The sequence below is a fragment of the Methylocaldum sp. GT1TLB genome, assembly GCF_051027445.1.
Taxonomy (GTDB): Bacteria; Pseudomonadota; Gammaproteobacteria; order Methylococcales; family Methylococcaceae; genus Methylocaldum.
Map to the genome: position 1 here is coordinate 3,439,723 of NZ_CP194898.1, position 18,353 is coordinate 3,458,075.

Genomic DNA, 18,353 nt, shown 5'->3' on the forward strand with positions numbered 1-18,353 from the left:
CCGGATCTCATCATGGGACCCGGTCCCGCACGTGATGGCCGACGGTCATTATCCGCCCGAACTGTGGCTGAAGTGGACATCAAGGCTGCGTTTGAGTTTTTGCGGCAACTCCGGCAGAGACGAACGCGGCACCAGAAAAGTCGTGAGAACAAACAAATCTCTAAAAATTCTTTTCTCTTCCATCATTTCGCGAACATAATCGTGGCGAACGCTACCTCCCGGTCCGACTTTATTTCCCAACATGTGTTGCTCGAATAATGAACGATTGATGCGCCAACCGATCAATTGGTCATCAATATCCATCAACCGTTTAAGCACTCGAAAAGGGACCTGCAAAAGCGGTTCATCCCGGTAAAGAAGGAGAAACAAGGCGGATAGGACGGCTGCTTGGCGGAATTGGAATACCCCCTCATCCCGCAGCAATTCGTATTCCTCCGGCTTAAACAATGCGTCGAACCGGTAACGGCCGTTTTCCAGCTTGCTGAGCTGCCCCCGACGATCCCAACCGGACAGTGAGCGGTTGTTCTGTACCCATTGATAATCCTGTTGCAGCATGTCATGCACCAGGCGGCGGTAATGCGGCCAAAACTCGCCCCCTTCCGGATTCCGAAAAGGCATATTGGCAAGCCAATTATCGACTGCCTCGAACAAGGTCTTTTCTTCACGCGCTTTCAGGAGAGCCTCGCGCTCTTCAGACCGAAATCGATCGAACGAGTCCGGAGTAAGCTCCGTGGCCAAACCAAGACGAAGCTCGATTTCTCGGAGCTGGCCGCTCTCGAATACCGAGCCCGAAAACAGATGATCGCGGAAATCGAGAAAATCGAGCGGAGAAATCGTTTCGAGCACCTCGATCTGACGATTGATAATCTTCTGGATCGCCACTAGGCGACCGAGGCGGGCAGCGATCAAGCCGACTTTCTGTCCGTCCAAGGGAATCGCCGAGAACAATTCAAGCACTGATTTCAGCTCGTAGAGGACTTCCTTGAGCCAAAGTTCGTGAACCTGATGAGCGATAATGAATAAGGTCTCGTCATGGACCTCTCGATCATCCCGCCCGCTTTCAGGACACTGGGCGTTTAGAAGGATATCGAGCCGTAAATAGTCCGAATAGTTGAACTCTTCCGTAGATCTTCTCATCGTGAACCCTTTTCCCTAGAGTCGTGATTCGAAGCAACTCCTTGATCGGGGGCTGCATGTCCGTGTATACCGATCGACGACGCCGTCAATCCAGCTGTCGGCGGTTCCCCTGATATCGACTTTCGGACCGGCCGACATGAGCCTTAAATTTACACGCAAAGCAGCGCCAGTATTGACCTTCGAAAAATCTTCAGTCTATGCGTGAAAATACGAGCATGGATCGCCCTAAGCGCCATAAGAGACCGGGCAAGCGAACGAGAGGCGGTTTCTTTATTCGAAAGATCGGGCTCAGTCGACCCATGAAGACAACGTCAATCGCCCCGGCAGATTATAGTTACCCGGATAGCTATAGATGGCCTGACCATAGGCCGGGCTCACGTATTGCACGTTGAAAGCCGTTACCGTATCCGGTCCGACTCTCGGATAGCTATATATCGATTGTCCATAAGCCTTATTCACGTAAACGATTTGCGGATTCTTCACTTCGAAGACTATGCTTTCGGGAACTAAATAGCTATAGATCGCATTATTGAACGCCTTATTGAGGTAGATGAGTCCGGGTCGAAACTTTTGATCCAGTTCCGTGTTATGCCGGTCAAGCTCAGCCGCAACGAGACCGCCCGCGAACAGCGAAAATGCTACCGATATCACGGCAATCAGTCTTCTGGGGATCATGGCACACCTCATCATTGTTATTGACCGCCATACCCTTCGACTGTCAAATTCACAAGAATGTTTCTGATCCGCCAGCGCGCATTAACGGGACATTTGCGATTGGAAGGGTCGCCCTGGCGCTCCCAGGCCGACCGTTTGCGATTGGATAGCGTCAGCAGCAGGGGGTTGTGCGAAATGCGGGCTCGAATCTGCTAATTAACTCAGTACACATCGATCGCGTCCGGTTTTCTTCGCTTCATAAAGCGCCTTGTCCGCCCGTTCGAAGAGAAATTCCGACGTGTCGCCGTTCCGAACCTGGCTCATTCCGCAAGACACGGTAACCTGAACCGGCCGTCCTTGCGAATTGAAACCGCAGTGGGCAATTTTTTGCCGAATCTGATCGGCAATCCGGAGTGCGGCGTCTCCATCGGCGCCGCATAAAATCATCGCGAACTCTTCACCGCCTAGGCGCGCTACGAAATCCGTCTGCCGGATGGATTTATCCAACTCTTGGGCGACCGTCACCAACACTTTGTCCCCGGCCGAATGTCCAAAACGATCATTGATACCCTTGAAATGATCGACATCCCACAGCAGTAGCGACAAAGGCTGTTGAAAACGCTGCGATCGGGCAATCTCTTGGGCAATACGATCCTGATAAGCCATACGATTAGGCAAGTTCGTCAAGGAATCCCTAAGTGCCATGTCATGCGCCAACCTCAACTTGGAACGCAATTCAGCCGCCTCGAGCTCCAATTCCTGAAGCCTGCGAGTCAACTCGCCGAGTCTTCCGGTGGAGTCCCGCAAAAGGCCCAATTCGCGATCACGATTGGTATGCAATTGTTGCAGCAGCCCGCTCAATCCGTTGTTCACTAGCACCTTAAGCTGATCCACTTCGGTGATCACTTCCATCTTCGAGCGCAAGTTCTCAAACTGCAGCGAGAAAGAGGAGTGTTCTGCCTCACGATCGCGAACGAAGGCCTTAGTGCTGGCATCCACTCCGATCGCATCATGTCCCAATTCAGTCAAGCGGCCGGATAAGCCGGCCAGAAAATACTCGATTTCCAGTTGCTCTTTTTGAATGAACGTTTTTACGTCGCTTAAAAAACCGATAGCCTCGCCGAGCAGGCTTTCGAGTACTTCCGTATCCGATTCCGATTTCAAACGCGTTTTGATCTGTTCTGCCTGCTGCCTAAAGTTCAAAGGAAGATCTATGACATCCAGCAGCAGTAGCAAACGATCGCGGACCGGACCGATTTCGACCGTTTCTCCCTCCGACTTTTTGTTCGTTTGAAGCAATCTGCCAAAAAATCCCGGTTTTGCCGCTTTGTCAGAAACCGAAATCGGTGTGTCGTGACGCAAAATCTCCCGTAATTCGGAAAGCAACCATTTCCAGTCCGCTATTTCGCCCCGGCCGACTTTTTGTTCGAGCAATGTAATCGCTTTTGTTTCTTCGTCGCTTATTGCAAGTTGCTTTGCAAAGCGAAACAGAATTCCGCTTTCCTGCTTAACAGGCTTGTTGTTTCCGCCCCTATCCTTTACGTCCCGCAACAGCGTTTCCGATATGTCGTTCAACTCGGCCAGGCGCTTTTCATTCGAAATACCTTTCCTCAACAGGTCGCGGATATAAAGGAGGTGAGGATCGATCGCGGGATCCAGCCCGCTGGTCGCCAGGGTCAGGCGAATAATGGTGCGGCACAGTAATTTCTCGCGCTCGTCCGTTTTCTGCCGGGATCCCGTCGATTCATCGGCCAGCGTTGTGTGTTTCGCTTTCCAGTATTGCGGATCATCTGATTTGAGGTTGTTCATAGTCGTGTCTGTCGCGGCGTGACGGGCTTGCCTTCCAAAGAAAGGTGGACTGAAACGGGTTCTTACAAAGTTTAATCGGGATCGAGAATGTCGCAGCGGTATTAACGACACTTATTGCAAATAAGTAGAAATTTCTTTCTGAATTAAATGTAAGCACGGTGCATTTGTTGAAATGATGTTATTTCTAATTAAAAAACAATAAGCTACGAAACCCCTTATTGTGGATAAAAATCATCGTACACACGGGTAAGAACTGTGGACAAATGTAGATGAACCGTTGCTCTCTCGGCTCGGAACAGTTTGCTAACAGGGTTTTGGATATATTCTGCACATGCCGGCTCGAGGTTCCGGAGGAGTCGGCAGAAGAATTTGCACAGAGCTGGAATCGACATCCTGGCAGGCACGAATGGCGTTTTTTCGGCTCGCGGGCGGACTGTCGAAGAGAGGTTTACATGAACTGTTTTTGGCAAATCCGGCCTAAAACGAATCTTCTGCGACCGGTACAATAGCCAGCCTTACTATTGTCCGAATCATCATTCCATGAAATATCGCGATCTTCGTGAATTTATTCTCCATTTGGAGTCGATCGACGAGCTTAAACGCATAACCGTGGAAATCGACCCGAACCTCGAGATGACCGAAATATGCGACCGGACTCTCAAGGCTGGCGGTCCGGCACTACTGTTCGAAAGGCCGACCGGATCGCATGTCAGGGTGCTGGCCAATCTGTTTGGGACGCCCCGCAGGGTTGCTTTAGGGATGGGGCAGGAATCGGTCGAAGCGCTTCGTGAAGTTGGAAAGCTTCTGGCTTTTCTCAAGGAACCGGAACCGCCGAAAGGCATGCGCGACATGTTCGATAAGCTGCCAATGTTCAGGCAGGTGCTGAACATGCCGGCCAAGGAAGTGAAGAACGCGCCATGCCAGGAGATCGTTTATGCCGGATCGGATGTCGACCTCGGCCGTTATCCCATTCAAACGTGCTGGCCGGGAGATGCGGGACCATTGATCACCTGGGCCTTGGTCATTACCCGAGGTCCGCATAAGGAAAGGCAGAATTTGGGAATTTACCGGCAACAGGTCATCGGCAAAAACAAGGTCATCATGCGCTGGCTCGCGCATCGGGGCGGCGCGCTGGATTTCAAGGACTGGCAGGAGGCCCGCCCCGGCCAGCCGTTTCCGGTTGCCGTCGCATTGGGCGCGGACCCCGCCACCATTCTCGGTGCCGTGACGCCGGTGCCGGATTCGCTTTCGGAATACGCCTTCGCGGGGCTCTTGCGTGGCGCCAAAACGGAAGTGGCCAATTGTCTTCTGAGCGATTTGCAAGTGCCCGCGACGGCCGAAATCGTCTTGGAAGGTTTCATCTATCCAGGCGAAACGGCGCCGGAGGGCCCGTTCGGAGATCACACCGGCTATTACAACGAGGTCGAGGAATTCCCCGTTTTCACCATCGAGCGCATCACGCAACGGGAAAGCCCGATCTACCACAGCACGTATACGGGACGTCCTCCGGATGAGCCGGCCATTCTGGGCGTTGCCTTGAACGAAGTCTTCGTGCCTATCCTGCAAAAGCAGTTTCCGGAAATCGTCGATTTCTATCTGCCGCCGGAAGGCTGTTCTTACCGGCTTGCCGTGGTCAGCATGAAGAAACAGTACCCTGGCCATGCAAAACGGGTGATGTTCGGCGTATGGTCGTTCCTGCGGCAGTTCATGTACACCAAGTTCGTGATCGTTGTGGATGAGGATATCGATGCGCGGAATTGGCAGGATGTGATCTGGGCGATGACGACTCGCATGGATCCTGCGCGCGATATCGCGTTGATCGAAAACACGCCGATCGACTATCTGGATTTTGCCTCGCCGGTTTCGGGTCTGGGTTCGAAAGTCGGGTTCGACGCGACCAATAAGTGGCCCGGCGAAACGGTTCGCGAATGGGGCCAACCCATCGCGATGACGGAGGCCGTTCGGTCAAAAATTGATCAGCTTTGGGATAGTCTGGGCATTTAAGCGAGGCCTCTAAGCGAAATGTAAACGGTCACGCAATCGGCGCCGCCGCTATCTCTCTATATTTCAAAATGACTAAGTATTTTTCGATGCCGCGTTTTCTTTGGCCGGTAATACTCTTTTTAATGCTGGTATCCCACCTCGGGCTCAGCCAGTCGGCCGAGGTTGAACAGGCGCGCCCGTTGAACGAGTTGGTGAAGGATTGGCAGAAAGTCCTGGACCAGGCCGAAAAGGATTTGGCTAAACCCGACGTCCCGGACCGCCGGCTTGCGGCTCTGCGCGAAGAGCTGACGACCATGCAGCTCGATGCCCGCAGGGCATCGGACGAAGCCTTGCCGGAAGTACAAGTGATTCGGGACGAACTCGCTGCCTTGGGGCCGCCGCCGGCCGAGGGAGCGCCGCCCGAAGCGCCGACCGTGGCGGCCAAGCGCAAAGCCATGAACGAACGCCTCGCTGCGGCGGAAGGCGCAATCAAAGAGGCCGAGCTCATCATCGCTCGAGCCGGCCGACTCGCGGGTGATGTTAAGACCTTGCGGCGCATCCGTTTCACCGAGCACGTCTTGAAGCGGGGCATCTCGCCGCTGACGCCGGCAGTTTGGCGAAAAGCTTGGTCCGAGTTGAGTACCGGATTTAGCGTCATCGCGCAAAACCTTCAGCAGTGGCGGTCCAGCGATACCTTTGCGCGAGATGCCCGGGCCATCGGTTGGCGTCTGGCCTTAGGCGTAGGCGTCGCGATCCTGTTGGCGTTTCCCTTGCGCAGGGCTTTGATTCGAAGATTCGGCTATATCGAAGTCGAGGCCGAACCGACTTATGGCCAGCGTTTGAGAACGGCTTTGTTCACAGGCTTTATTCGGGCTCTGTTACCGTCCGCGGCCGTTTTGGCGCTTTTCCTGAGCCTGTCTTATACCGGATTGTTGACCGAGCCGCTGCTGGCCGTGGCTCGGACCGCTTTGCTCTCTCTGATTTCGCTGTTTTTCGTGGCAGGCTTTTCCCGTGCGGCGCTGGCCCCGTTCGAGCCGGAGTGGCGCTTGGTTCAAATCCATGACGAGGGAGCCCGGGCTATCAGCCGCACCGTGAACGGCTTGGCTTTCGTATTCGCTCTCGACCGGGTATTGAGCGAAATCGGGACCCAGTTCAATGCCTCGGTCGAATCGACGCTTTTACAAAAATTCCTGTTCGGCTTGCTCATTGCAGCTTTGCTGCTGAGTCTGCTGCGTCGCAGTATATGGTTCTCGCCCGACAGACCCCCGCTCAGCCCGACCTGGCAGCGTCTTCGCTTCGTGTTGAAGGTCCTCGTTTATGCGATTCCGGTATCGGGCTTGCTCGGTTACGTGGCCTTGTCCCGTTTGCTGGCCACACAGCTGGTGTTGACTGCCGGGCTTTATTTGTCCGTGCTCCTGTTGCGCAAGATCAGCTACGAACTCATCGACGACGTCTTGAGCAAAACATCGCCCTTGGGGGCCAAGCTCCGCAGCAGCCTCGCCCTGAGCGACGACGGCGCCGAGATGCTCAAGTTTTGGCTGAGCGGAACCGTTGGCCTCTTAATCCTGGCCATGGGCGTGGTCCTGCTGTTGGTATTGTGGGGAGCCGCAGGCAAAGATCTCACCGCCTGGCTTCACAGCGTGTTTTTCGGCTTCAAGGTCGGCAACATCACGCTATCCCTTGCCGACATGCTGCTGGCCTTGGCGCTTTTTGCAGGGCTACTCGCAGCCACCCGGATGATTCAGAAAGCGCTGGACCAGCGTATCTTTCCGCGGACGCGACTGGATGTCGGCATCCGGCATTCGATCCGTTCCGGAACCGGCTACGTCGGATTTACTGTCGCGGCGATGCTGGCGATCTCGACCTTAGGTATTGACCTGTCCAATCTGGCCATCATCGCCGGCGCATTATCCGTAGGTATCGGTTTCGGCCTGCAGAATATCGTCAACAATTTCGTGTCCGGGCTGATTCTGCTCATCGAACGCCCGATCAAGGCCGGCGATTGGGTCGTGGTGGGCGATCACCAGGGTTATGTGAAGAAGATCAGCGTGCGCGCGACCGAAATCACGACCTTAGACCGCGCTTCGGTGTATATCCCGAACTCCACGCTGATTTCGGGCGCGCTAACGAACCGAACCTACGCCGACAAAGCGGTGGGGCGCGTCGTGCTGCCGCTCGGCCTGTCTCATGACACGGATGCCAAGCGAGTACGGGACCTTCTGCTGAAGATCGCGCTAGATCACCCGGAAATCCGCCGCATCCCGCCGCCGGTCGTTTTGTTCAAAGGGTTCGCGGAAAGTACCCGAAACTTCGAACTGATCGCGCTTCTCCACGATGCCGGAAAGGTCGATTCAGTGACCAGCGATCTTTGTTTCGAAATCGACGAAATATTCCGCAAGGAAGGAATCCCGATTCCGTTCCCGCCTCGGAATTTGAACCTGAATCTTAACGGCGAGCAGTTGCAGCAGATCCTGACGGTGCGCGAGGAAAAAACACCGCCAGGGAATTGAACCCGGATCACTCCGACTGATCGCCCGCCGGATTGTCCGAATAGCGGAGCGCTTCGGTCAAGTGAGGGTCGATGATGCTTGCCATGATTTGATGCAGCTTGGGATTTGCCGTCAGCACGTTACCGGATTCGAAGTATTTGTCTTTCCCTTCCAAATCGGTAACGATGCCGCCTGCTTCCTGAATCAGGAGAAGGCCGGCAGCCATGTCCCATTTTTTCAGGCCGATTTCCCAGAAACCGTCCAACCGCCCTGCTGCCACGTAAGCGAGATCCAGAGCCGCCGAGCCCGCGCGCCGGATTCCGGCCGTATCTTTCATGAGATCGCGCATCATGCCCAAATAGGCCTCGACGTGACGCTGATCCTTGAACGGGAAACCCGTACCCAGCAACGCCCCCTTCAGGCCGTTTTGCTTGCTTACCCGGATACGCCGATTGTTGAGCGACGCGCCGGCGCCTCGGGCCGCCGTAAACAGCTCCTGGCGCAATGGGTCGTAGATCACGCCCTTTTCGATGCGCCCGCGGTGGAGCAGAGCGATGGATACGCAGAATTGAGGAAACCCGTGCAGGAAATTGGTGGTTCCATCCAAGGGATCGATGACCCAGACGAAATCGGTCTTGGCCGGGCCTTGCCGACCGCTTTCTTCCCCTAGAAAAGCGTGAGTGGGATAAGCTTTCTGCAAAGTGTGGATAATTTCACGTTCCGCCTGGCGGTCCACTTCGCTGACGAAGTCGTTGCGTCCCTTGGGCGTGATCGTAAGAAGGTTCACCCGGTCCATCGAGCGAACGATAATATCGCCCGCCGTCCGAGCCGCGCGAACCGCGATAGTGAGCATGGGATCCATATTGGAATCGGCGCTGGTTAAAAAGCGGTTTAGGGTATCAAATTTCTGATAGTATTTTACCTTTTTTGGTTATAGCTCTCGCTGAAGCATGAATCGCTTGTCCCATGTCAGGATCGTGCTGGTTGGAACCACGCATCCCGGCAACATCGGTGCGGCGGCGCGCGCCATGAAGAACATGGGGCTGCGCGATTTGGCTCTGGTCGCGCCCAAGGTCTTTCCCAGCGGAGAAGCGACGGCGCGAGCATCCGGTGCCGACGATATTCTGTCCGAGGCGCGGGTTTGCCGTGACTTGCAGGAAGCCATCGACGATTGTGCTTTGGTTGTCGGGGCCAGCGCACGGCTCCGCACCATTTCCTGGCCGCAGCTCGATCCGCGGGAATGCGCGAAACAGGTCACTGCGGGTAATACGAAGACTGCGATTTTATTCGGGCGGGAACATTCGGGTCTGACCAATGAGGAATTGGAGCGATGTCACTACTTGCTGCATATTCCCTGCGATCCCGATTTCAGTTCACTGAATGTCGCCGCGGCGGTTCAGATCGTGGCTTACGAGCTTTTTCTCTCAACTCAGAAACAAGCTCACACCGACAATAACGGTCCAGCCCTGGCTACGGCGGCTGAAATGGAATCCTTTTACGGACACTTGGAACGCACCTTGTACGACCTCCGATTTCTCCACGAAAGAAAGCCTGGACCTTCGGTGATGCGCAGGCTCAGGCGAATCTTTAACCGAGCCATGCTGGAGAAAAAGGAAATTCATCTTTTGCGCGGCATCTTGACGGCCGTTCAGCTTCGAATACGACCCCCGGCGTGAACCCTTATGTGGCAACGATTGAAAGAAGAATTCAGCTGTATTTTCGACCGTGACCCGGCGGCCCAATCCTATTTCGAAATTTTCACCACCTATCCGGGGGTGCACGCCATTTTGGCTCATCGATTCAGCCATCGATTGTGGAATTTCGGGCTCAAATGGCCGGCTCGATTCATCTCGACCTTGGCCCGCTGGTGGACGGGTATCGAAATCCACCCCGGAGCGCGGATCGGAAAGCGGTTCTTCATCGATCACGGCATGGGAGTGGTCATAGGTGAAACGGCGGTGATCGGCGACGACTGCACGCTATATCACGGCGTGACGTTGGGCGGCACGTCCTGGAAAAAGGGAAAGCGGCACCCGACCTTGGGCAATGGAGTGGTGGTCGGCGCCGGCGCCAAAATACTCGGTCCGATAACCATTGCCGACGGCGCCCGTATCGGCTCCAATTCGGTAGTACTGAAGAGTGTCCCTGCCGGCGCCACGGTGGTGGGCATCCCCGGTCATGTGGTGAGTACCGACCGCCAAGCCCAGGAAGCGCGCCGTCAGGCTATCGCCAGCAAACTGCGTTTCGACGCTTATGGTTTGACGCCCGACATGCCCGATCCGGTGGCTCACGCGATCAATCACATGCTCGATCACATACAAGCGCTGGACGAGCAGATCGAGGCGCTAAAGCGCGCCCTCAAACAGCAGGGTATCGGCGTTTCGGAAGCGCCATTGCCCGAACTGGAGCATTGCGAGCTGAAAACGGGCGAGGAAAAATAAACAAATTCAGCCCCACGGCTATCGGGAGTGGCGATGCCGCTATTTTTCCAGTACTTGAAAAATCTTGTTCGCCCATCCGACACTTTCGAGATGAATCTTGCCTATTCGGGATAAGTCCAGGTTCTCGAAACGCACCTCGTCCAGCTTCCAACATTCGTAGTTGATGGCGCAACTCAGGGCCTCTCCAGCCAATCCCGCGCGATGCACTAAGGCATCTTTCACCTCGCTCGATAGCGGCAGGCCGCCAACCGCGTCATCCAAGGAAGTCTCCAGCAGCTGGTCGATGGTGGACATCAGGCCTACCAGGAAGAATTGCTCGCTGTTCGGCAACTTGAGGAACGCGGCGAGAGATTCGCACATTTTTGCTCGAATCAAAGCGATTTTGACAATCTCTCTCGGCCGGTCGGGAAAATTCGCCAGGCTGATCAACGATGCCCAGCGCTGGACTTCGCGGATACCCAAATAGGTAATCGCGAATTTCAGCGAATCGATCTGTTTCGGCAGCGCGTAAAATGCGGAGTTGATGTAGCGGAGCAGTTTGTAGCTGAGTCCCACGTCCATCGAAATCGTGCGCGCGAGTTCGGGTATCGAGATGTTCGGCCGATTGATTTTTGCCAACAGCTGTAAAACGGCGTGTTGACTGGTTTCCAACCGTTTTCCCCGCACCATGTTCGGCCGGCTGAAAAAGAATCCCTGAAAATACTGGCAGCCCAGCTCCCGATACTCCAGATATTGCTCCTGCGTTTCCACCTTTTCGGCCAGGAAGCGGACCGGCAGCTTCTTCAGTCGTTCCATCACACGTCCGCTCGCAGACGGAGTGACCATTTGGATGTCGAACTTGATGAAATGGGCCATTTCGATCAAAGGCTGCCAACGCTCTTCAAATACAAAGTCGTCAAGCGCGATCTTATAACCCTGTTGAACCAGGCCTCGCACGGCTTGAATCAAAGCCTCGTCGATGTGGACGTCTTCCAGTACCTCGATAACCACCTTATCTTTGGGGAGCAGCAAAGGGGTTTCGGAAAGCAAGTTCTCCCGAGTGAAATTAATGAAAGCCAGTTGTGCTCCGACGATTTGATCCAACCCGTATTCAAGCAAGCTGTCCACGACGATTTGATTGCTGGCGGCGGTTGGTCCGAACGTCTCAACGGTATCTCCGTTTATGTCGCGGAATAACAATTCATAGGCAAAAATGCGCAAGTCGCGGTCAAAGATTTGTTGCCGTCCGATGAGAAAATCGTTCCTCACGATGATCGAGCCCTGTGTCTGAGGTTTGAATCGGTTTGGCATGTTGCAGACTGGTTACTGCGCTACGATTTATGCCCGATTCACCGACGATAGCGTCGGATAGGTAATGAGTCATGAAAAGTTTAGCGAAGACTGAGACACACACTCGACAAGTCGGGTGGCTCACCCGGCAGGAACGAAGATTTGAACTCTCCGCTCGCTTGGCCCGATTGGCCGTGATTCAGTGAAAGAATAGTTCAGCTTTACGAAAATAGATTCGAGATAAACAAAACCTCATTCAGATGGAAACGATCATGTCCGACGCTATCCCAGACTTTGATGCCGATGTGCTTCAACGCAGCCACACCATACCGGTTCTAGTCGATTTCTGGGCGCCTTGGTGCGCGCCCTGCCGCGCTTTGGGCCCGCTCTTGGAACGGCTCGCACAAAGAAATTCGGACCGCTTCGTGCTCGTGAAGATCAACACCGAGGAATTGCCGGACGTCAGCGCCCGTTATCAGGTGCGCAGCATTCCCAACGTCAAGCTTTTCGTTGACGGACAGGTCGTCGATGAGTTCAGCGGCGCGTTGCCGGAGGCCATGATCGAGCAGTGGCTGAACCGTGTTCTGCCCAGCCCACTGAGGAACAGAATCAAACAAGCGGAAACCGAGGTCTTCGCCGGTCGTCCCGACAAGGCCGCGGCAATCCTGGAAGAAGTGCTTGCCGCAGAACCGGATAACGATGTCGCCGCCATCATGTTGGCTCGCTTGCTCCTTCCGTCGGATCACAGGCGAGCCATGGCAGTCGTGGAACGAATCGGCCCCGATTCGGATTCTCATCCGATGGCGGAAAGTATTCGCACTTTTTCCCGGTTGTTCGGTTACGCCGAAAACCCGGAAATGCTGCCGGAAGCTCCCCTGAAGCCTGCCTATTTATCAGCGATCGAGTATTTGAAGAATGCCGACTTCGAGCAGGCCTTATCGACCTTTATCGAGGTGGTCAAAGCCGCGCGTCATTATGACGGCGATGGCGCCAGAAAAGCCTGCCTGGCCATTTTCAAGTTTCTCGGCGATGATCATGAACTGACCCGGGAGTATCGCGGCCGTCTCTCCAGTGCCCTGTATGTTTGATCCGGCGGTTCGCTCTTATTTGTGAATTTTGACCCGGAAATATTCGGGATCGGCATCACCGGTCAAATCGACCATTGACGAGAAAGAACGAACCTCGCCCCGCTCCAGCATATCCAAATTCGGCGTGCCGTCTTGGTGAAAACCGATTTTGGACACGCCGACTTGAACGCCGACCCGGTCGAAAAAAAGGACATCCACCTCGGGATGGATGAGCGTCAAGTCGGTATTGTGCATAACGATCTTATACTCGTAATGTTTATCCGAGTTCTTGCCGGCGACGGTGAAAACGATGTTTTTCACATAGCCTAGATCGAGCGGAATCACTTTATCGAACTCGAGCTTGGTCAAGTTCGGCAGGCGAGACGTCGTTAGTGCAGCGATGTCGGCCCGCAGTTTTTCGACTTCCGGTTTCAGGGCTTGAAGCTCCAGCGCCTGTTTCTTCTCCAATACGGTCAAATCCAGATTTTCCTGTTCACTTAGAGTCAACTGGATAAACAAGACCAAAAGCGCCGTGGTTTCTACGACCAACACAATGGATAAAAGAAAAATCAACCTCGTCTTGGACGACGAGCGGCGATGTTTGCCTCGAGACGAATACGCTTGCACGTTATCCGTCGCATTTGCGGAGTCATTGTTCGATAGCCTGTACATTTTTTCTCCTTAGGCAACACCTTACCATCTCTATGAGTACGCTCGACGAGGTTTCGCATATCTGCCATACATTCCGGTACGGCCGTAAAGCGATCTCCCCCTTTCCGAAGACGCCAAGCACATACTTTCCATCCCCCGCTGGAAAACCCTTGCTAAAGTTTGTGGACAGCGTGTGCTGAACGAGCACGAAAGAGCTCGGCAAAAAATTATCCACAACTCAGCCACAGGCGTACACTGTTTTTAACACACCTTTATATATTTCTTAATGCATTGTTTAAAAAAGAAAAATAGTGAGCGTCAACAGACTTCTTCCGGCTTTGTAACTAAAGGAAAGATTTTTTGACTTGTTTACATTTGGTAATGTGGCCAATCGGGTCCGAGTCTAGATAAGCGGCTAAGCTTTAACAGGCCGCGAAAAACGAGAATATCGATTCCTGTTTGCGAAAAAGCGGCTGAGTTGCAAAAGAAAAAAGTTTCTAGAACGTTACATATTCAAAAAATCGATAAGGGGGGAGAGATGACCGCGTTTGGCGTTTTCGTATTATTTCTCTTGGTACTGTCCGTTATCTTGGTCGTACTGAGTGTCAAGTTCGTGCCTCAAGGTTCCGAATTCACGGTACAGCGGTTCGGAAAATACACCGCGACACTCAAGCCCGGCCTCAATGTGATCATGCCGGTGATCGATCAGATCGGCGCACGGATCAACATGATGGAACAGGTCTTGGACGTTCCTTCGCAGGAGGTCATCACGAAAGACAATGCCATGGTCAAAGTGGATGGCGTCGTGTTTTTTCAAGTGGTGGATGCCGCCAAAGCGGCCTACGAGGTCAGCAACCTGCAGCTTGCCATCATGCAGCTGACGATGACCAATATCCGTACCGTGATGGGTTCCATGGACTTGGACGAGCTGTTGTCGAAGCGAGACGAAATCAATGCCCGTCTGCTTTCAGTGGTGGACGATGCCACTACGCCCTGGGGTGTCAAGGTGACGCGGATCGAGATCAAGGACATTACGCCGCCGCAAGATCTGGTCGATTCCATGGCTCGCCAGATGAAGGCGGAACGGGACAAGCGCGCTGCCGTACTCGAGGCGGAAGGCTTGAAACAGGCAGCGATTCTCCGCGCCGATGGCGAAAAACAAGCGGCGATTCTCGAAGCCGAGGGGCGCAAGGAAGCCGCATTCCGCGAGGCCGAAGCCCGCGAGCGTTTGGCCCAGGCCGAGGCGCGGGCTACCCTGATGGTCTCCGAGGCCATCGGCAAAGGGGATGTTCAGGCGATTAACTACTTCGTTGCGCAAAAATACGTCGAAGCGTTGCAAACCCTCGCCGCGGCCGAAAACAGCAAGGTTATTCTCATGCCCTTGGAAGCCTCCAGCGTTATCGGCGCTCTAAGCGGCATCGGCGAAATCACCAAAGAAGCGTTTTCCAAGAAGGCAAGCTAAATGGCATTCGAGATCGTTTTTTGGCACTGGTGGGCGTTCGGCGTGTTTCTTCTTATCGTCGAACTCCTCGCGCCGGGAATGTACTTTCTATGGATGGCCGAATCGGCGTTCGTCGTCGGCGTGATCAAGCTGATCGTGCCGGCGCTGGACTGGGAGTATCAGCTGATATTGTTCTCGGTACTGTCGATCGTCAGCATCGCGGTGTTCCGGCTGTTCCTCAAAAGACATCCCATCGAGACCGATCAGCCTTTGCTGAACCAGCGAGCCGCGCAATATATAGGACGACTGTTCACGCTCGAATATCCGATCGTCAACGGTCAGGGGCGGATCCGCGTGGACGATTCCACATGGAAGGTGCAAGGGGAGGACTGCGAGCCGGGAAGCAAGGTTCGCGTCGTGGCCGCCGAAGGCGTTGTTCTGAAGGTCGAAAAGGCTGCGTGAATCGCGCGCGTTTAAACCCTCAACGCTCTCACGCGTCGCCTCAGCTGGTCGATATCGCGCGGATCTGCCTGTCGTCCGTATCGGATCCGCAGGAACAGCGTGGTGATGGCGCCGATGGCCTCTTTGGCCTCGGGCCGTTCGGAGGCGGCGCGTAAGGCGAAATCACGGGGTCCTTCGCCGGTCCGTTTGACCAGCCCGTTTTTTGCCATTTTTTTGAGGAATCGATGGTAAGCCGCCATGGCGGGATCGGCCGCCTTGGGCTTTCGGCGAGGGCGCAGCCAAAGTCCGACCAGCACGCCGCAGAGGATTAGCAGTGCAGTCAGCCAGGTGATCAATCCCCGCCAGTCTACGATACCCAAAGCTTCCCAAAAACGCTTCTGGTTTTCCGGGTTATAGCTGAGAACCCGCTGGTTCCAGGCGTGATCGACGCTGGCCCAGATGAGACGTGCCTGATCGTACCAGTCGTGAAGATCGAAAGCGGCGTCGGCCAGTGCCCGTCCGACAGGACTGAAACTGACCTCGTGATCGGCCATTTGCCGATCCAGGTCTATCCCCTGCTCGATCCGGTGCGGCGCCACGGCAGCGGTCGGATCGACGCGCGTCCAGCCTTGTTCGGATAACCACACCTCGGCCCAGGCGTGCGCATCGGCCTGGCGTACTTCCAGGAATTTTCCAACCGGGTTCCATTGCCCTCCCTGATAACCGGTTACCACCCTCGCCGGGATTCCCGCCACCCGCATCAGATAAACGAACGCCGTGGCGTAATGCTCGCAAAAGCCCTTGCGGGTCTCGAAAAGAAAGGTGTCCACCGGCTTGTCGCGTATGACCGGCGGGTTGAGCGTGTATACGAACGGCTCCTCGCGAAAATGGAGCAGCGCCTTGTTCACGATGTCTTTTGGGTCCGACGACGACTGGCGCCAGCGTTCGACCAGCCGGAGCATGCGTGCCGAAGGTCTATCCGGCAGCTGGAGACCCTGTTCCCGCTCGGCGGGGCTGAGTTCGCCGGTTCGGTAATTCGGATAGGAGCTGATCGTGTATTGCCGGCGTTCGCCGACGTTTTGCGGCGTCAGCAGCAAATATTCGGGCGTCTGAGCGAGGTTCTCGGGAAAAACTTTGGGCAGATCCAAAGCGAAAACCCAGCGTTTTTGATGCGGCTCAAGAGTGATCGTGTAACGGTAAGCCGGTCCGGAGAATGCCGGTGCCTGAACGGTGTTCCGGCCTTGTTCCGGCGGCAGGGTCCAGCGTCTTCCATCGGTATGCCAGAACACCGGGCCTCGCCAGTAGCGCTCGGCGGGCAGCGGCAAGGGACCTTCGAAATCGGCGCGAAAAGCCGGCTCCCGCGACAAGGCGAGGCGGCTGACGCTGCCGGGCTCTATGATATCGCTGAGCCCGGTCTTTGCGCTGCTCGGATCGTCCGGAAGCTTCCACAAAGGCCCCGCGATACGCGGGAAGAATATGAACAGGACTACCATGATCGGCATGGCTTGCGCCACCAATGACGCCGCCATTCTGAACTGGGTTTTGAGCGACAGGACAGGACCCGCGTTCAGGCCGATCAATACGGAAATCAGCAAGGCAACGGCAGCCAGCGTATAGACGGCCAGGGCGATGCTCTGGGAGAACAGGTACTGAGTCAGAGCTACGAAGAACGCGAGATAGACCACCAGGTATACGTCGCGCCGGTTCCGCATTTCCATCAGTTTCAGTCCCAGGCCGACGAGAAAGAGGCTGGATCCGGCTTCGCGTCCGTAAAAGCGATGGTAATCGACGTAAACCAAAGCTGCGCCGGACAAGGTCAGAAGAAACAACAGCAGACGGCCGGGCAGCAAGGCGGGCCGATACCCTGACGCGAATCGCCAGGCCGCCATCAAGGAAAAATAAAGAACGATTGCCCAGCCGAGATTGAGAAGATGCGGTGCGGCAACGAAGAAAACACTGAATAGAAGCAGATTTTCCTGCGTCCGATCCGGCACGAACGACGTTGCTGCGGGCTTCTTCATAGATCGAACAGAGCCAGCGACTCGAGACACTTCCGGCAGTGCGATGCGCCGTGACCTTCGGCTATGGTCGTTCCTGGCAAGCTGAGGGCATATCGCATCCCAGCCTGCTCGGCATCCAACACCCAGCGGCAAAGCCGGCTCAAGCGCGCCTCCGTATCCAATCCCTTGGTATCCGTCCAGTTCAAATGAAGGACTTCCGTTTCGTCCCCCGCGTATTGCTTGATTACCGGATCGCGTCCTTTGGCCAGACTTTTCCAATGAATGTGCTTGAACGGATCGCCCGGTTGATAAGCCCGAAACCCGTGGAAATCATCGGAAGCATTTCGTGGTCGGGCACCGACATGATCGTCCTCGGAACGTGGGAAAGGCAATCGTTCCTGGGTGGGTCTCGGGTAGACCAGAACCTTATATTTCAGATTGATCGGCGACCAGGCGTAGAAGATTCCCAAAGGAAACGCGGTGCTGATGGTTACGGTGTCGAGCTCGAGCCAGCCCCGCTTTTCCGCTGGGACCCGAAGGATTGCCGAAACAGTACCCTCGGGAGGTATGTCCATCCGTAACGCCTCGGCGTCTTTCAGCCTCAACTCGATGCCATAGCGCGGCAAAGCCGCGGAGTTGGTCAGCCGCAACTCGAAAGATGCCAGGTCGCCGGCGAAGACGGGGCTCATTTTTCCGGCGCCGACGCTCAGTCCGGAAAGGTTGCGGTAGCTGTAGAACAACGAGGACATGGCAGCCGCCGCCAATAGGAAAGTGAGGATGAACGCCAGATTGTTGCCATAGTTGATGGCGGTGAGCCACTGAATCAACAGGAGCAGCGCAAGGGCCAAGCCGGATCGGCTGGGCAGAATGAAGATTCGCCGGTGAGACAACATGACCGGCCCATCGATCGCTTTTTCGCCTCGGAGGAAGCGCCGAAGGTCCAGCCGTTCCCGAAGCGGGAGCGCAGTCAT

General features: G+C 55.1%; 15 protein-coding genes. 7 read left to right on the forward strand and 8 right to left on the reverse strand.

Going from position 1 to position 18,353, the window contains the following annotated elements; translation table 11 throughout:
- Positions 1-48: 48 nt before the first annotated feature.
- The 3 genes from ACR2R1_RS14995 to ACR2R1_RS15005 form a co-directional block, all read right to left on the reverse strand.
- The gene (locus tag ACR2R1_RS14995) at positions 49-1,137 is read right to left on the reverse strand and encodes a tryptophan 2,3-dioxygenase family protein (protein ID WP_077728287.1); all 1,089 of its coding nucleotides are present in this window, start codon (positions 1,135-1,137) and stop codon (positions 49-51) included.
- A 288-nt stretch (positions 1,138-1,425) separates the two neighbouring features.
- Positions 1,426-1,812, reverse strand: coding sequence for a hypothetical protein (locus ACR2R1_RS15000; protein WP_086133817.1), 387 nt, complete (start codon positions 1,810-1,812; stop codon positions 1,426-1,428).
- Positions 1,813-2,007: 195 nt separating this feature from the next.
- A complete protein-coding gene (locus tag ACR2R1_RS15005) occupies positions 2,008-3,600 on the reverse strand; it encodes a GGDEF domain-containing protein (protein ID WP_434110753.1) in 1,593 nt (530 codons plus the stop codon).
- Positions 3,601-4,140: 540 nt separating this feature from the next.
- Here ACR2R1_RS15005 and ubiD point away from each other — a divergent pair.
- Positions 4,141-5,604, forward strand: a complete 1,464-nt coding sequence (ubiD, locus tag ACR2R1_RS15010; RefSeq protein ID WP_086133819.1) for a 4-hydroxy-3-polyprenylbenzoate decarboxylase — start codon at positions 4,141-4,143, stop codon at positions 5,602-5,604.
- An 86-nt stretch (positions 5,605-5,690) separates the two neighbouring features.
- Positions 5,691-8,093 carry a DUF3772 domain-containing protein gene (locus ACR2R1_RS15015; protein WP_434110755.1) on the forward strand — a complete coding sequence of 801 codons (2,403 nt, stop codon included), beginning with the start codon at positions 5,691-5,693 and terminating at the stop codon, positions 8,091-8,093.
- 7 nt (positions 8,094-8,100) lie between these two features.
- Here the strand turns inward: ACR2R1_RS15015 and ACR2R1_RS15020 are convergent, their stop codons facing one another.
- Complete coding sequence (locus ACR2R1_RS15020) at positions 8,101-8,934, reverse strand: inositol monophosphatase family protein (RefSeq protein WP_077728292.1); 834 nt, start codon at positions 8,932-8,934, stop codon at positions 8,101-8,103.
- Between the two features lie 88 nt (positions 8,935-9,022).
- On the opposite strand from ACR2R1_RS15020, the gene ACR2R1_RS15025 reads away from it, so the two are divergent.
- Both ACR2R1_RS15025 and cysE read left to right on the forward strand, forming a co-directional pair.
- Entirely contained in the window at positions 9,023-9,748 is a 726-nt protein-coding gene (locus ACR2R1_RS15025) for an RNA methyltransferase (RefSeq protein WP_434110757.1), read from the forward strand.
- A 6-nt stretch (positions 9,749-9,754) separates the two neighbouring features.
- Complete coding sequence (gene cysE, locus ACR2R1_RS15030; protein WP_077728294.1) at positions 9,755-10,513, forward strand: serine O-acetyltransferase; 759 nt, start codon at positions 9,755-9,757, stop codon at positions 10,511-10,513.
- A 39-nt stretch (positions 10,514-10,552) separates the two neighbouring features.
- Here the strand turns inward: cysE and ACR2R1_RS15035 are convergent, their stop codons facing one another.
- A complete protein-coding gene (locus ACR2R1_RS15035) occupies positions 10,553-11,803 on the reverse strand; it encodes an EAL and HDOD domain-containing protein (RefSeq protein ID WP_077728295.1) in 1,251 nt (416 codons plus the stop codon).
- Positions 11,804-12,054: 251 nt separating this feature from the next.
- On the opposite strand from ACR2R1_RS15035, the gene ACR2R1_RS15040 reads away from it, so the two are divergent.
- Positions 12,055-12,870 (forward strand): tetratricopeptide repeat protein, encoded by an 816-nt coding sequence (locus ACR2R1_RS15040; protein WP_156879905.1) that lies wholly within the window; start codon positions 12,055-12,057, stop codon positions 12,868-12,870.
- A gap of 15 nt (positions 12,871-12,885) precedes the next feature.
- On the opposite strand, the gene ACR2R1_RS15045 is transcribed toward ACR2R1_RS15040, so the two are convergent.
- Positions 12,886-13,521 (reverse strand): hypothetical protein, encoded by a 636-nt coding sequence (locus tag ACR2R1_RS15045; RefSeq protein ID WP_077728296.1) that lies wholly within the window; start codon positions 13,519-13,521, stop codon positions 12,886-12,888.
- Positions 13,522-14,038: 517 nt separating this feature from the next.
- Here ACR2R1_RS15045 and ACR2R1_RS15050 point away from each other — a divergent pair.
- Together ACR2R1_RS15050 and ACR2R1_RS15055 are read left to right on the forward strand one after the other, a co-directional pair.
- The gene (locus ACR2R1_RS15050) at positions 14,039-14,962 is read left to right on the forward strand and encodes an SPFH domain-containing protein (RefSeq protein ID WP_077728297.1); all 924 of its coding nucleotides are present in this window, start codon (positions 14,039-14,041) and stop codon (positions 14,960-14,962) included.
- Positions 14,963-15,403, forward strand: coding sequence for an NfeD family protein (locus ACR2R1_RS15055; RefSeq protein WP_077728298.1), 441 nt, complete (start codon positions 14,963-14,965; stop codon positions 15,401-15,403).
- An 11-nt stretch (positions 15,404-15,414) separates the two neighbouring features.
- On the opposite strand, the gene ACR2R1_RS15060 is transcribed toward ACR2R1_RS15055, so the two are convergent.
- The gene (locus tag ACR2R1_RS15060) at positions 15,415-17,403 is read right to left on the reverse strand and encodes a transglutaminase TgpA family protein (RefSeq protein WP_434110761.1); all 1,989 of its coding nucleotides are present in this window, start codon (positions 17,401-17,403) and stop codon (positions 15,415-15,417) included.
- Entirely contained in the window at positions 17,400-18,353 is a 954-nt protein-coding gene (locus ACR2R1_RS15065; RefSeq protein WP_086133824.1) for a DUF58 domain-containing protein, read from the reverse strand. Before ACR2R1_RS15065 ends, ACR2R1_RS15060 begins: the two co-directional genes overlap by 4 nt.

Excerpts from the sequence above, each read along its gene's own strand:
- ACR2R1_RS14995 (WP_077728287.1), bottom strand. The coding sequence starts at position 1,137 with ATGAGAAGATCTACGGAAGAGTTCAACTATTCGGACTATTTACGGCTC.
- ACR2R1_RS15000 (WP_086133817.1), bottom strand. The coding sequence starts at position 1,812 with ATGATCCCCAGAAGACTGATTGCCGTGATATCGGTAGCATTTTCGCTG.
- ACR2R1_RS15005 (WP_434110753.1), bottom strand. The coding sequence starts at position 3,600 with ATGAACAACCTCAAATCAGATGATCCGCAATACTGGAAAGCGAAACAC.
- ubiD (WP_086133819.1), top strand. The coding sequence starts at position 4,141 with ATGAAATATCGCGATCTTCGTGAATTTATTCTCCATTTGGAGTCGATC.
- ACR2R1_RS15015 (WP_434110755.1), top strand. The coding sequence starts at position 5,691 with ATGCCGCGTTTTCTTTGGCCGGTAATACTCTTTTTAATGCTGGTATCC.
- ACR2R1_RS15020 (WP_077728292.1), bottom strand. The coding sequence starts at position 8,934 with ATGGATCCCATGCTCACTATCGCGGTTCGCGCGGCTCGGACGGCGGGC.
- ACR2R1_RS15025 (WP_434110757.1), top strand. The coding sequence starts at position 9,023 with ATGAATCGCTTGTCCCATGTCAGGATCGTGCTGGTTGGAACCACGCAT.
- cysE (WP_077728294.1), top strand. The coding sequence starts at position 9,755 with ATGTGGCAACGATTGAAAGAAGAATTCAGCTGTATTTTCGACCGTGAC.
- ACR2R1_RS15035 (WP_077728295.1), bottom strand. The coding sequence starts at position 11,803 with ATGCCAAACCGATTCAAACCTCAGACACAGGGCTCGATCATCGTGAGG.
- ACR2R1_RS15040 (WP_156879905.1), top strand. The coding sequence starts at position 12,055 with ATGTCCGACGCTATCCCAGACTTTGATGCCGATGTGCTTCAACGCAGC.
- ACR2R1_RS15045 (WP_077728296.1), bottom strand. The coding sequence starts at position 13,521 with ATGTACAGGCTATCGAACAATGACTCCGCAAATGCGACGGATAACGTG.
- ACR2R1_RS15050 (WP_077728297.1), top strand. The coding sequence starts at position 14,039 with ATGACCGCGTTTGGCGTTTTCGTATTATTTCTCTTGGTACTGTCCGTT.
- ACR2R1_RS15055 (WP_077728298.1), top strand. The coding sequence starts at position 14,963 with ATGGCATTCGAGATCGTTTTTTGGCACTGGTGGGCGTTCGGCGTGTTT.
- ACR2R1_RS15060 (WP_434110761.1), bottom strand. The coding sequence starts at position 17,403 with ATGAAGAAGCCCGCAGCAACGTCGTTCGTGCCGGATCGGACGCAGGAA.
- ACR2R1_RS15065 (WP_086133824.1), bottom strand. The coding sequence starts at position 18,353 with ATGACTGCGCTCCCGCTTCGGGAACGGCTGGACCTTCGGCGCTTCCTC.